Raw genomic sequence first — 12885 nt, forward strand, 5'->3', positions numbered from 1 at the left:
GTTGTCCTTCCAGTTACTTACGTGTCTGTTGCGATCCGCGCCCTAGCGGCGCTTCGACTTCCGGTCTTCCTTGACGTGACCCCGGAAGGTCCGCGTCGGCGAGAACTCGCCGAGCTTGTGACCGACCATCGACTCGGTGACGAACACCGGGATGTGGGTCTTGCCGTTGTGCACCGCGATCGTGTGGCCGAGCATCGCCGGGACGATCATGGAGCGGCGGGACCAGGTCTTGATGACGTTCTTGGTACCGGCTTCGTTCTGGACGTCCACCTTCTTCATCAGGTGGTCGTCGACGAAGGGTCCCTTCTTCAAGCTACGAGGCATCTCAACCCGTCCTTAGCGCTTCTTGTTCGTCTTGCGGCGGCGGACGATGTACTTGTTCGACGCCTTCTTGGGCGAACGAGTACGGCCTTCCTTCTTGCCCCAGGGGGACACGGGGTGACGGCCACCGGAGGTACGGCCCTCACCACCACCGTGCGGGTGGTCGACCGGGTTCATGACGACACCGCGGACGGTCGGGCGGACGCCCAGCCACCGCTTACGGCCGGCCTTGCCCCAGTTGATGTTGCTCTGCTCGGCGTTGCCGACCTCGCCGATGGTGGCGCGGCAGCGCTGGTCGACCAGGCGGATCTCACCGGAGGGCATGCGGAGGTGGGCCATGGTGCCCTCCTTCGCGAGCAGCTGCACCGAGGCGCCGGCGGAGCGGGCGAACTTGGCGCCGCCGCCGGGACGCAGCTCGATGGCGTGCAGCGTCGTACCGACCGGGATGTTGCGCAGGGCGAGGTTGTTGCCCGGCTTGATGTCGGCCCCGGGACCGTTCTCGACGCGGTCGCCCTGGTTCAGGCCACGCGGCGCGAGGATGTAGCGCTTCTCGCCGTCCGCGTAGTGCAGGAGCGCGATGCGCGCGGTGCGGTTGGGGTCGTACTCGATGTGCGCGACCTTCGCCGGCACGCCGTCCTTGTCGTGACGACGGAAGTCGATCACTCGGTAGGCGCGCTTGTGGCCACCGCCCTGGTGGCGGACGGTCACACGACCGGAATTGTTACGGCCGCCCTTGCTGTGCAGGGGACGGACCAGCGACTTCTCCGGCGTGGACCGCGTGACCTCGACGAAGTCGGCGACGCTGGAGCCACGACGGCCCGGAGTCGTCGGCTTGTACTTGCGGATACCCATTGTCTCTCAGTCCTCGGAAGCTATTCCGAAATCTGGACGATCCCGCCCGCTTACGCGGTCGGACCGCCGAAGATGTCGATACGGTCGCCCTCGGCGAGGGTCACGATCGCGCGCTTGGTGGCGGCACGCTGGCCGAAGCCGGTGCGGGTGCGCTTGCGCTTGCCGACGCGGTTGATCGTGTTGACCCCGGTGACCTTGACCTCGAAGACCGCCTGGACGGCCTCCTTGATCTGGGTCTTGTTGGCACGCGGGTCGACGAGGAACGTGTACTTGTTCTCGTCGATGAGCGCGTAGCTCTTCTCGGACACGACCGGCTTCAGCAGGACGTCACGGGGGTCCGTGTACGCCTTGCTCGCCGGGGTGACGACGGTGTTCTTGCCTTCGGCCTCGTGGCGACGCGCCTTGGCGACGCGCGCAGCCTTGGCCGCCTTGGCGGCCTTCGAGGCGATCGAGGGGTGACGGGCAGCCATCAGACCTCGCTCCCTTCGTTGTCGTTGGCCTTGTTCGGGCCGGCGACGAAGGACTCGAAAGCGGCCTTGGTGAAGACCACGTCGTCCGAGACGAGAACGTCGTACGTGTTCAGCTGGCCCGGCTCCAGGATGTGGACCTGGGGCAGGTTGCGGGCGGACAGCCACGCGGCCTCGTCGGCGCGGTCGACGACCAGGAGCAGGTTCTTGCGCTCCGAGATCTTGCCGAACAGCGTCTTGGCGGCCTTGGTGGACGGGGTCTCACCCTCGACCACGCCGGTGACGACGTGGATGCGGTTGTGGCGCGCCCGGTCGGTGAGGGCGTGACGCAGGGCGGCAGCCTTCATCTTCTTGGGCGTGCGCTGCGAGTAGTCGCGCGGCACGGGACCGTGCACGACGCCACCACCGGCGAACTGCGGCGCGCGGGTCGAGCCCTGACGGGCGCGGCCGGTGCCCTTCTGGCGGTACGGCTTCCTGCCGCCACCACGGACCTCGCCACGGGTCTTCGTCTTGTGCGTGCCCTGGCGGGCAGCGGCCAGCTGCGCGACGACGACCTGGTGGATCAGCGGAACGCTGACCTTCTCGACGTCGAAGATCTCCGCGGGGAGCTCGACGGTACCGGCCTTGTCGCCCGCCGGCGAAAGGATGTCAACAGTGCTCATCGGTTACCTCAGGCCCCCTTGGCCGCGGTGCGGACCAGGACGAGGCCGCCGTTCGGACCGGGAACCGCGCCCTTGATGAGCAGCAGACCCTTCTCCGCGTCAACGGCGTGGACGGTCAGGTTCTGGGTGGTGACCCGCTCGTTGCCCATGCGACCCGCCATGCGGAGGCCCTTGAACACACGACCCGGGGTGGCGCAGCCACCGATGGAACCGGGCGAGCGGTGCTTGCGCTGGGTGCCGTGCCCGGCGCCGAGGCCACGGAAGTTGTGGCGCTTCATGACACCGGCGAAGCCCTTGCCCTTGCTCTTGCCGGTCACGTCGACCTTCACGCCGGCCTCGAACACCTCGGCGGTGATCTCCTGGCCCAGCGTGTACTCGGAGGCGTCCGACGTGCGGATCTCGACGAGGTGACGACGGGGGGTGACGTCGGCCTTGGCGAAGTGACCCTTGAGGGGCTTGTTCACCTTGCGCGGGTCGATCTCGCCGAAGGCGATCTGGACGGACTCGTAGCCGTCGACGTCGTTCGTGCGGACCTGGGTGACGACGTTGGGGCCGGCCTTGACGACGGTGACCGGGACGACGCGGTTGTTCGCGTCCCACACCTGCGTCATGCCGAGCTTCTCGCCCAGGATGCCCTTGATCTGCTTAGCCATCTCTTCAGATCACCGGCCTCAGAGCTTGATCTCGATGTCGACACCGGCCGGGAGGTCGAGTCGCATCAGAGAGTCAACGGTCTTGGGGGTCGGGTCGAGGATGTCGATCAGGCGCTTGTGCGTGCGCATCTCGAAGTGCTCGCGCGAGTCCTTGTACTTGTGCGGCGACTTGATGACGCAGTACACGTTCTTCTCAGTGGGCAGCGGCACCGGGCCCGCGACCGACGCACCAGTACGGGTCACCGTCTCGACGATCTTCTTCGCCGAAGAGTCGATGACCTCGTGGTCGTAGGCCTTGAGCCGGATGCGGATCTTCTGTCCCGCCATGGCTACTTCGTAGTCCTGTCTCTCATTACGCTCTGGAACCCGGAGCGGCATCCCCTCACCTCCGACCCACGCGGTCGGGCGTGTCGCACTCCCGCTGACACAGATGTCCCTTGTTCGAACATCCCTGCGGGATTGACACGGCCCTACCAGAACCGCGGACCGGGGGCGAAAGGCCCACCGGGTGCCTGGCCGGCGCCGCACCACACTTCCCGGAAGATTCCCGTACGTCCGCCCCTGATCAGGGACGACGAGTACTGTGGGACTCGCTTCCGGTCCTCCCGGCGGGAGGCGCGCAGCATCAACACTCGACCGAGCAACTTGGACAGTCTGACACAGAGGGCGGCGCGCTGGCCAATCGGGCGGAAGAGAGTACCCCGAGGGGTGACCGGAGCAAACCATCCGGGGCGCGCCCCGGCCCCGGACGGTCAGGGAGCGGCTTCCGGCCGCACCCGTGCGGTGAGCCTGCGCAGGGCTTCGTCGGGGGTGGAGGCCAGCAGGTGGACGTGGTCCATCCCCGCGTACACGGCTCCGTCCTCCGCCATGGCGAGGTACTGGTTGCCGCGGTCCCGCGTGCCGATGGGGTACAGCTCGGCGCCCGCCTGTTCGGCGAGGTCGTCGATGATCTCGGCGTCCCACATCGCCGCCAGCGGGTCGAGCGAGAACTCCACCCACGGCATCGCATCCGCGGGGTCGCGGTGGGGCACGGCCAGGGCGCCGAACTCGGCGAGGAAGCGGCGGGCGGCGTCGTGCGGTTCGAACTCGCCGGTGTGCAGCAGAATGCTCTCCCACGTGTCCGTGGCCACTGCCCTGCCCGGGAACCAGCCGCCCGCCCTCAGCACTCGGTCCGTCTCCTCGGGCCAGCGCGACCCGGCGTCCGGACCGGCATGCCCGGCACGGAAGTGTCGCCAGAAGGGGTGCTCCTGCGTCGATCCGCCCGGTGACCAGAGCCCCGACTGCGTCTGCTGCGTCTCCACCAGGCGGTCCAGCGCCCGGTCGGTGCTCGCCCCCATCGGTTCCGCGCGCTCCCGCACAAGGTGGAGCACGCCGTCCTCACTGAGGCCGAGGAGGCTTGCACCCTGGTCCGCGGTGCCCACGGGACACAACGGCGTTCCCGCTTCCCGGCTCGCCTCGGCGAAGCGCTCCCCCTGCCACGCGGCCTGCAGGGGGTCGAACCGAATCGCCGACGAGGTGGTGATCGAGTCGGCCGGCCAGCCGTACGTCACGAGGCCGCCGAACTCGGAGAGGAACGCGTCGGCGGCACCATGGACCACGAATCCCCCGCGCTCTCGCAGCACCGACTCCCAGGTCCCCGTGGGCACGGCACGGCCGGGCCCCCAGCCCGCGCGACGCAGCACGTCCTCGGTCCGCCGCGACCACCCACGTGTCAGGTCGTCACTCACTCACATCACCGCCCGAACTCCGAGTTGATCCAGTACATGCGCACAGGAGGGACACGGCGCCTTCGGTGTCCCGTGCACCGGATTGCCCTCCGCACGTACGTTCACGGCCGCCATCGTCCCGCCCCGGGGATCGACCCCTGCCTTCATGGCGTCCGACAACGCCTCGGCCTCGCCACACTTCGAGTGCGCGCCGCCGACCTCCGCCTTGATGTGCTCCGGAACCCGATCATAGGCAGCCTGTACGTCGGGGTGGAGGTCATGGTTGCCGCCCCCCTTGAGGCTGGCGCCGTCGAAGGGTGTGTCGTGCCCGGGCACCGACAGCCCCGCCGTGCTCGTGGGCCTGGTCTTCTTGCTGGCCCCCGGGCGCTGCTGTTCCATGTCGGCCCGGCGCCGGGCGGCACTACGGGCCACGTCCTCGCAGGAGGGCGCGAGCCCGAAGGGGTCGACCGCCGTGAAGGGGTTGGCGACGTAGGTGCGGGGGTTCGGCCCCGGCGCGAGACCCAACGGGTCCAGCGAGGCGTACCGGCCTGTCTCCGGGTCGTAGTGACGCTGGTAGTTGTAGTGGAAGGCCGTCTCGGGATCGTGGTACTGCCCCGGAAAGCGCAGGGGGCAGTACGCGTCGTCCGCGCGGCCGGGGCGGCCCAGAGGTGCCCCCCACACCGTGGTCCGTGACTGCCAGGCGATCTCTCCGGGTTCCGCGACCAGTTCGGTCGGGGTTCCGATCAGATCCGTGACGATGGAGTAGAACCTGTCGTCGACCCATTCCTGAGGCGCGTCCGGCGCAGGCACCCGTTCGATCTGTGTGACAGGGCTGAAGCGGTCCTGTTCCCAGTCCCAGGTGACGCACCTGGGCTCCTCGCCGACCACCGTGGTGACCTGCTCGGCCAGGACGAACCCGTCCCAGACGAAGGTGGTCTCCTCCACCACGGTTCCGTCCGGGCCGTGCCGCCGTTTGGCGATGCGACGGCCGTACGGGTCATAGGCGTAGCTCCACTCGGTGCCGTCCGGAGTGGTCACCGCCACCAGGCGGTCCTGGCTGTCCCACGCGTACCGCCAGACGTCCGCCTTGCGGGAGAGTCGCTTCTTGCGCCTGGTGACGACCCGGCCCTGCCTGTCGTACTCGTAACCGATGTCCCCGACCCGACGCCGGCGTTCCGAGGAGGATCCGGGACCGGGTGCCGCCTGCGCGGGCGCCGCGAGTCGCCACTCGCCCTCGGAGATGTTGCCCGCCGCGTCGTAGGCGTAGCTCTCCGACCAGTCCTGTGCCCGGACCCCGGTGACCCGTCCGCCGCCGTTGACGTCGATCAGGCGCTCGCCCAGGAGGAGATCGCTGATCGCGGCGACCGTGCCGTCCGGCAGATAGCGGTAGGCCCTGTGCTGAAGGCGCCGTGGCTCGTCCCGCTCGGGGGAACCGAACCCCCGTCCCACAGTGGCCAGGGTCTGCGTGCTCAGCCTGCCGGCGGCGTCCCAGGTCTGGCTCAGCGCGACACCGCCCACGCGCCGTTCTGTCTCACGTCCGGCTCCGTCGTAGGCGAACGTGACGCTTCTGCCGGCCGTCCGCAGCAGCACGGGACGGTCGCACCCGTCGTACTCCCAGACGCTCTCCGCACGGGACGGAGTCACACGGCTGACGCGCCTGCCCAGGACGTCGTAGGCCGAGCGCACGGTGGCACCGTTGCAGGTTTCGGCCAGGATCCGCCCGCGTGCGTCACGCTCGTACGTGAGCTCCGCCTCGGGGGCGACTACACGGAGTACCTGGCCGAGGGCGTCGTACTCGTAGCGCGTGACGCCTTCCGGTGTCCGCTGCTCCGTCACCTTCCCGAGATCGTTGCGGACGTAGTCGATGGACTCGCCCGCACCGTTGGTCTGCCCGACAAGGCGACCGACCTCGTCGAATCGGTAGGACTGGACGCGCCCGCCGAAGTCTCGCTCCCGGACCAGCCGCCCGGCTTCGTCGTAGAAGTACTCCCACGCGGAGCCCCGCTGGTTGGTCACCGAGGTCAGGCGCAGCTCACGGTCGTAGGAGAAGCGCACGCGCGAGCCGTCGGGATCGGTGCGCGCGAGCAGCACGCCGAACCCGCCGTACTCGAAGCGTGTCACCCGGCCCAGCGCGTCCGTGTGCTCGGTGAGGTTTCCCTCATCGTCGTACACACGACGTTCCGTGGCTCCGTCGGGCAGGCGGACCCCCAGCTGCCTGCCCTCCGGACTCCAGTCGATCCGGGAGACCGATCCATCGGGATCGATCTGTTCGACGACCCGGCCGGTGGCGCCGCGTGTATAGCGTGTGACACCGCCTTCGGGGTCGACGACTCTCAAGGGCAGGCCCGCCGCATCGGCGTCCAGCTCGGCGGTACGGCCGAGTGCGTCGACGACCGTGGTGAGGGCACCGTCGTCCCGGTACCGATAGCCGACACGGGCCCCCGCCGGATCGGTCTCCGCGATCAGGTTGCCGCGGTCGTCGTACTCCATCCGCCAGATGCGGCCGTCGGCCTGGACGACCATGGTGGGCTGGCCGAAAGCGTTGTTCTCGGCCGTCTCGCGGGTGCCGTCGGGCCGGACGACCGCAGTCGGAGCCCCCAGGTCGTCGTAGCTGTACCGGGTCGTCCGGCCGCGCGCGTCGGTGCGGGCCAGCAACCGGTCGTAGCGGTCCCACTCGGACCGGGTGGTGTTCCCGAGGGGATCGGTCACGGAGACGAGCTGGTACAGACGGTTCCAGCGGTATGTCGTGGTACCGCCGAGTGCGTCCGTGTAGCGGGTCTCCCGCTTCTCCTCGTCGTAGGTGATGGTGCACCGCAGGAAACCGTCGGCGCCCTCGCCACCGACGCAGCGGTCGTGGTCGTCGTACGTGAAGCGGTACCAGAAGCCGTTGCGGTCGGTCCAGGAGGTGATGCGCGCGCGCTCGTCGTAGGTGAGATTCAGGGGCGTGCCGCTGGAGTTACGGATTTCGGTGAGGTGTCCCTCGGGGTTGTAGCCGAACCGCCTGAGCAGTGTCCCCTGGGGACCGGTTTCCGGGTCGCGCAGGCGCAGGGCCGTGACACGCGTTCCCTGCGTCTCCACGTCGATGTGCCGACCGCCGGAGTCGCGCACGGCCAGTGGCGTACCGTCGGCGTCCCGGTCGATGTCGATGCGGTAGCCGTTGCGGTCGGTCAACGCCACCAGGTGGAGCGTGAACGCTTCGTCGACCGCGGCCGGCCGCTTCGGGGCCGCGAAGAGACGGGTGATGCCGGTGAGCGGGTCGGTGATGCCCAGCGGGGCGTCGGGGCTCCCGTTCCAGTGCAACGGTCGCCGCGGCCCTTCGGCCGGCATCACCGAGTCACCGGGCTTGGGCACCGGGTAGAGGAGGATCATGCCGTCCTCGGCGGCGTAGACCGCTCCTTGGTCGTCCAGCTCCAGACGTTCGTCGAGTGTGGACGCCCAGGACACTCCGAAGGAACGGCCCGCTCGGTATGTCGACAGGTGGGTGCGTCTGAGCGCCAGAGGGAGGAGCCCGGGGAGTTCCACGTCGGTCTCGGCCATGAACATCTCGCCGGAGACCATGTCGATGGGGTCGCCGTTCAGACAACGTGCCTTGGCCGGCTTCGACTTCGCCACGGCGTTGTCCGCCTCTTTACGCAGGCCTTTCTTCCCCAGCCCTTTCGCCATGTCCTTGAGCCCCGCCTTGCCGGCGGTCTTCAGGCCCTTGGCGAGTCCGCCGAGGGTGGTCAGTCCCTTCATTCCGGGGATGCAGTCCAGCGCGGCCAGTCCCACGTCCCATAGGGATGCCTGGCCTTTGCTGTATTTGTGGAGCGTGTCGGCGAGGACGACGAGGGCGGCGATGAGGACGATCGCGCCGAGGATCGGCCCGCCGATGATCATGGCGACGATGCCGACGACCGCCACCACGATCTTGCAGGCGGCCACGATGCTGTCCCAGTTGTCGGTGAACCAGTCGCCGATCTCCTCCCACCACGACCGGTTCTGGATCCCCGCGTCGGACGCCTCGTCGATCTTCGACTTCGCGTCCCGCGCCGCCTCCTCACGCATCTTCCGCGCGTCCGCGGCCATCTTCTTCGCCGCGGCGAGCGCGTCCTGCGCGTCGGAGACGTCCGACTGGGCTTTGTCCTGGGCGGACTTGGCGCTGCGCACGTCGCGGGTCGCGGCCCGCACCTTCGCCTCGTCCGGCTTGTCCGCATCCGACCTCGACCCCGTCGGGTCGTCCTTGTACTTGTCGGCCTCCCGCGTCGCCCGCCCCACCCACGACTCCGCCGACGCCAGCCTCGACTGCGCCGACGACAGATCCGCACGCGCCTCACGGGCCTTCGCCAGCGCCTTGTCCGCCAGCGCCTGCGCCCGCTCCAGCCTCGGCCAGTAGTCCGCGAGCGCGTCCCCGCACATCGCGTACGACTTCTCCAGCTTCCTCAGGTTCTTGGGAACGCCGGAGAACTCCTCCTTGAAGACGGTCGCCGACTTCCCCGCCCACTCCGCCAGCGTCCCCTCACCGGCCATCCCCTTGACCAGACGCAGCGCCTCGGAGACGTCGTCGGCGAAGTCGTGCAGGAACTTCGCGAGCCTGCGCACCCGCTCCGGGTCGCCGGGCGTCGGGTCCTTGTCCAGATCAAGGACATGCCAATCACTCGGCCGGTGACCCGCCATCCCGCAACCCCCGTCACGCGCACATCGTCAACGCTCGTATGCACAAGTGAACCTACACAGCACGGCAATTGGACGAAAAGCCCTGCCCGCTCCGCCTCAGGGACGTCTCCGTCGCAGGGTCCGCCAGGCATCCCCCACCGCGCCCAGTGATCGCAGCCTCCACGAAGTGCTCGTCCAGCACTGCCGGCTGCTCGGCCGTGACGCTCCCGCACCGGGGCCTGTCCTGCGCGAGGACGGGCGGCCCGGCCGGGTCGGTCTCATGCTGTCCCGCGCCGCACGGCACCGGAAGGGGGAGCGCCAGCACCTGGTCGTCGAGCTGAAACGCCCCGGCGTCGTTCTCGGCATGGCGGAGTTCAGCCAGATCAGCAGCTACGCGGAAGCGGTGATGTCCGACGACCGGTTCCGCGACCAGGCCGTGCCGTGGAATTTCCGGCTCGTCGGCAACGGCATGGACAACGCCCTGCGACAGCTGGCCCACCAGGCGGACCGCGTCCCCGGATGCGCGGTCTCCGCCCCCACCTTCCGCATCATGGTGAAGACGCGGGGAGAGATCATCGAGGACTGCCAGGAACGCCTGCGTTTCCACAGCGAGCAGCTGGAGTACCAGCCCTCCACCGAGCACGCCATGGACTACCTGGTCCGCCACCACGGCGACGCGGTGGCGGAGCCGGTCGGCGACGGGACGATTCCCGCGCCTCGGCACACCGGCGCCACCGTCACGCAGTGAGGCACGGGCATCACACAGAGGGGTGCGTGCGGGCCCCCAACGGCTGGTCCGTCACCGGCGCGGAACACCCCACGCGAGGCTTCGGCTTCGCGTGGGGTGCGGCCGTCGAAAGGTCAGCTCTGTGACGCGTAGGTCACGAAGTCCGCCCACGCCTCCGGGGTGAGCGCGAGCCGCGGGCCGGATGCGTTCTTGGAGTCGCGGACGTGGACGGTGGTGGGGGTGGGGGCGACTTCGATGCAGTCGCCGGGCTCGCCGCTGCTGCTGTAGCTGCTCTTGAACCAGTGGAGTTCCGCAGTGCTCATAGTCTCCCCAGCAATCGCTCGATGAAGGCCTGCGACTCCCTCGGCGTGAGAGCCTGCGCCCGGATCATGCCATAGCGCAATTCAAGGATCCGGAGGTCCTTGGGGCTAGACACCGGGCGGCCGTTGAACGCGCCGTCGGAACGTCCCACCGCCGTGCCGTCGGCGAACTTCAGCACCTCGATCAGGCCTTGCGATCCCGCGTGTTCCTGCCGATCGGTCGGCATGACCTGAAGCGTTACGTTCCTCAACTGCGCCACTTCCAGGATGTGTTCCAGCTGTCGGCGCAGCACCGTCTTCCCACCATAGGGGCGTTCGAGCGTCACTTGTTCCTGGACGAAGCTGAGCGTAGGGGCGACCTCCCTCCTGAGAACGGCCTGCCTCATCACACGGGCGGCGGTCTCCCGCTCGACAACGTCGTCGGTGAGCGCGGGCTGCGTCATCTCGAACAACGTGCGCGCGTACTCCTCCGTCTGCAACAGCCCATGGATGTTGTGGTTGCTGTACAGCAGCATCTCCACCGACCGTTGCTCCAGCTCAGCCAGTTGCCGCACCTTCTTCGGATACCGCGCCTTGCGCATGTCCTCCATGAAGGCCCGCAGATGCCCCTGCGCCTTCAGGATCTGGTCCGCCCGGTCCAGGCACTCCGGGCGGGGGATGCGGGCCCCGCGTTCGATCTTGCGGATCATGTCCTCGCCGTACCCGAGGGCGTCCGCCAGCTCGGACACGCTCATCCCGGCGGACTCCCGGCAGACCCTGAGCAGACGGCCCACCGCCTGCACCACCGGCTCGATCTCGTCGCCCGGCTCGACGTCCCAGCCCGCCTCGTCGACACCCTCGTCCACGGCTGCTCCTCCTTCGGCGCGTACTCGTCGCCCGGGACAGCCGAGACAGCCGAGACAAAAGCCGGGACAGTGACGGTACGTGCGGGCGTTGTCACTCACCTACGGAAGCAGGGTCGGCCACGCTGAGTGACGTGAATCAAGACGTGCGTGCCCCTGAAAACCACATCAGCCGCCCCGTCCTCAACTTCAGCCTCCAGCTGTCCTCCACGCCGCGCGGCGCCCGTCTCGCCCGGCTGCTCGCCACCGAGCAACTGCGCACATGGGGACTGCCATCTCACCCGGCGGAGCTCCTCGTCGGAGAGCTGGCGGCCAACGCCGTCACCCACGGCCGCGTCCCCGGCCGGGACTTCCGGCTGTTGCTGTACGTCGTCGGCGACACTCTCCGCATCGAGGTCACCGACACGCGCGGTGACCGGCTGCCGCGCCCGCAGCACTCCGCCGCCGAGGACGCCGAGTCCGGCCGCGGCCTGCTGCTCGTGGACGCCCTCGCCGACCGCTGGGGAGTCGTCCCCGGCCCGCCCCCGCGCAAGACCGTCTGGGCCGAGGTGGGGACCTGCTCCGCCGGGCAGCTACCCGCCCCGTCCCGGTGGTAGCGGACGGCGCGGCTCAGGGCAGCTCGGTCCACGTCCCCATCGTGGTCTCCAGCGTCCAGATGCGGACCTCGGCCCTCGCCCGGTCCGCGTACAGGCCCCGCTCGGAGACGATGCTCAGGTCGCCGGTGCCCAGCTGCTGTCGTACGGCGTGCGGCACGTCCGACGATGGCGCCCATGCCTCTCGGGCCGTGCCCCGCCGCATTGGCCGGCATCTGCTCGGTGCCGACCCGCGCGGCGTCGAGAACCGGCCCCGCTCCCCGGGCGAGGACGTGCCTGTCGGTGTCCCACCGCGCGGCGGCCTCGTCCAGCGGCCCGCCCGGCAACCGGTGGACCACGATCACGGTCGGTCCACGAACCGGAACGTCGACGTGATCGCGTCGAAGATGTCGAAGAAGGACTCCGCCAGGTCCAGGACCTGGCTGCTGCCCGCGACCAGGGCGACCTTGCCCTCCTGCCCCGGCACCGGGATGAACGTCTGCATCAGCACCGCCCGGATCGTGCGGCCGAGCTCGTCGCCCGGTACCGGCACGTCCTCGATGCCGTACGTCCGGGCCGCCGGGCCGACGCCCGGGATGTCGACCGTCGTCACCTTGCGCCAGGAGTCGCCCTCCCGCTTCGCCTCCTTGACCGCGAGCTGGGCGGCGATCGCCTCCGGGTCGGTGGGGAGCGGGTCGCCCTTGCCGGTGCGGCCGCCGACCAGCGACACCGTCACCGAGCCGGTGATCGGGGTGTCGCCCCCGAAGCTCTCCGCCATGCACCCGCAGTACAGGGCGCCGGACTTCCAGGCGTCCGCCGCCGCCTTGCGCAGGAAGGAGACGAACGTGTCACGGTGCGGGGCGAGTTCGGGGTGCGCGCGCAGGCGCTCGGTCACCATGCGGTGGATCGAGTCGTCCCGCGACTCCGGCCGTACGTCGAACTCCCACCAGGACTCCGGCACCTTGATCCGGAAACCGCCCCGCTCGACGGTCAGCGCTTCCATGTATCGGGCCATGACGCCGGCGTCCCCCTTCAGTCGATGACGTTCCGACATCGTGCCATCGCACCGGGCCCGGGCGGGCCCCGGGCCCGCCCGGCCGTCACACGGCGAACGCCGCTGCCAGGGCGCGC

At 69.3% G+C, this 12885-nt stretch carries 14 protein-coding genes; 2 read left to right on the forward strand and 12 right to left on the reverse strand.

What is annotated here, in order from left to right:
• Positions 1-42: 42 nt before the first annotated feature.
• From rpsS to C1708_RS13425, 8 genes are all read right to left on the reverse strand, one after another.
• Positions 43-324, reverse strand: coding sequence for a 30S ribosomal protein S19 (rpsS, locus tag C1708_RS13390; RefSeq protein WP_086726223.1), 282 nt, complete (start codon positions 322-324; stop codon positions 43-45).
• Positions 325-336: 12 nt separating this feature from the next.
• Complete coding sequence (gene rplB / locus C1708_RS13395) at positions 337-1173, reverse strand: 50S ribosomal protein L2 (RefSeq protein WP_106412896.1); 837 nt, start codon at positions 1171-1173, stop codon at positions 337-339.
• 50 nt (positions 1174-1223) lie between these two features.
• Complete coding sequence (rplW, locus tag C1708_RS13400; RefSeq protein WP_006130779.1) at positions 1224-1643, reverse strand: 50S ribosomal protein L23; 420 nt, start codon at positions 1641-1643, stop codon at positions 1224-1226.
• The gene (gene rplD, locus C1708_RS13405; protein ID WP_106412897.1) at positions 1643-2302 is read right to left on the reverse strand and encodes a 50S ribosomal protein L4; all 660 of its coding nucleotides are present in this window, start codon (positions 2300-2302) and stop codon (positions 1643-1645) included. Before rplD ends, rplW begins: the two co-directional genes overlap by 1 nt.
• A gap of 8 nt (positions 2303-2310) precedes the next feature.
• Positions 2311-2955, reverse strand: coding sequence for a 50S ribosomal protein L3 (rplC, locus tag C1708_RS13410; protein ID WP_019526946.1), 645 nt, complete (start codon positions 2953-2955; stop codon positions 2311-2313).
• A gap of 18 nt (positions 2956-2973) precedes the next feature.
• Positions 2974-3282: a 30S ribosomal protein S10 gene (rpsJ, locus tag C1708_RS13415; protein ID WP_003948644.1), complete on the reverse strand. Its 309-nt coding sequence runs from the start codon at positions 3280-3282 to the stop codon at positions 2974-2976.
• Between the two features lie 425 nt (positions 3283-3707).
• Positions 3708-4682 (reverse strand): SUKH-3 domain-containing protein, encoded by a 975-nt coding sequence (locus C1708_RS13420; protein ID WP_106412898.1) that lies wholly within the window; start codon positions 4680-4682, stop codon positions 3708-3710.
• Positions 4683-9314: a DUF6531 domain-containing protein gene (locus C1708_RS13425; protein ID WP_106412899.1), complete on the reverse strand. Its 4632-nt coding sequence runs from the start codon at positions 9312-9314 to the stop codon at positions 4683-4685.
• Between the two features lie 166 nt (positions 9315-9480).
• On the opposite strand from C1708_RS13425, the gene C1708_RS13430 reads away from it, so the two are divergent.
• Complete coding sequence (locus C1708_RS13430; protein WP_241911244.1) at positions 9481-10041, forward strand: hypothetical protein; 561 nt, start codon at positions 9481-9483, stop codon at positions 10039-10041.
• Positions 10042-10154: 113 nt separating this feature from the next.
• On the opposite strand, the gene C1708_RS13435 is transcribed toward C1708_RS13430, so the two are convergent.
• Entirely contained in the window at positions 10155-10343 is a 189-nt protein-coding gene (locus C1708_RS13435; protein ID WP_106412900.1) for a DUF397 domain-containing protein, read from the reverse strand.
• Positions 10340-11185 carry a helix-turn-helix domain-containing protein gene (locus tag C1708_RS13440; protein WP_106412901.1) on the reverse strand — a complete coding sequence of 282 codons (846 nt, stop codon included), beginning with the start codon at positions 11183-11185 and terminating at the stop codon, positions 10340-10342. The genes C1708_RS13435 and C1708_RS13440 overlap by 4 nt, the downstream gene beginning before the upstream one ends.
• 143 nt (positions 11186-11328) lie before the next feature.
• On the opposite strand from C1708_RS13440, the gene C1708_RS13445 reads away from it, so the two are divergent.
• Positions 11329-11778, forward strand: coding sequence for an ATP-binding protein (locus C1708_RS13445; RefSeq protein WP_106412902.1), 450 nt, complete (start codon positions 11329-11331; stop codon positions 11776-11778).
• Positions 11779-11791: 13 nt separating this feature from the next.
• Here C1708_RS13445 and C1708_RS33995 read toward each other — a convergent pair whose 3' ends face one another.
• Together C1708_RS33995 and C1708_RS13450 are read right to left on the reverse strand one after the other, a co-directional pair.
• Positions 11792-11935 (reverse strand): hypothetical protein, encoded by a 144-nt coding sequence (locus tag C1708_RS33995; RefSeq protein WP_157951275.1) that lies wholly within the window; start codon positions 11933-11935, stop codon positions 11792-11794.
• A gap of 180 nt (positions 11936-12115) precedes the next feature.
• The gene (locus tag C1708_RS13450; protein WP_106412903.1) at positions 12116-12769 is read right to left on the reverse strand and encodes a hypothetical protein; all 654 of its coding nucleotides are present in this window, start codon (positions 12767-12769) and stop codon (positions 12116-12118) included.
• Between the last annotated feature and the right edge of the window lie 116 nt (positions 12770-12885).

Source organism: Streptomyces sp. DH-12 (genome assembly GCF_002899455.1).
Classification (GTDB): Bacteria; Actinomycetota; Actinomycetes; order Streptomycetales; family Streptomycetaceae; genus Streptomyces.

Coding starts and splice junctions, on each gene's coding strand:
- rplC (WP_019526946.1), bottom strand. CDS start 2,955: ATGGCTAAGCAGATCAAGGGCATCCTGGGCGAGAAGCTCGGCATGACG.
- rpsJ (WP_003948644.1), bottom strand. CDS start 3,282: ATGGCGGGACAGAAGATCCGCATCCGGCTCAAGGCCTACGACCACGAG.
- C1708_RS13435 (WP_106412900.1), bottom strand. CDS start 10,343: ATGAGCACTGCGGAACTCCACTGGTTCAAGAGCAGCTACAGCAGCAGC.
- rplD (WP_106412897.1), bottom strand. CDS start 2,302: ATGAGCACTGTTGACATCCTTTCGCCGGCGGGCGACAAGGCCGGTACC.
- rplB (WP_106412896.1), bottom strand. CDS start 1,173: ATGGGTATCCGCAAGTACAAGCCGACGACTCCGGGCCGTCGTGGCTCC.
- rplW (WP_006130779.1), bottom strand. CDS start 1,643: ATGGCTGCCCGTCACCCCTCGATCGCCTCGAAGGCCGCCAAGGCGGCC.
- C1708_RS13450 (WP_106412903.1), bottom strand. CDS start 12,769: ATGGCCCGATACATGGAAGCGCTGACCGTCGAGCGGGGCGGTTTCCGG.
- rpsS (WP_086726223.1), bottom strand. CDS start 324: ATGCCTCGTAGCTTGAAGAAGGGACCCTTCGTCGACGACCACCTGATG.
- C1708_RS13425 (WP_106412899.1), bottom strand. CDS start 9,314: ATGGCGGGTCACCGGCCGAGTGATTGGCATGTCCTTGATCTGGACAAG.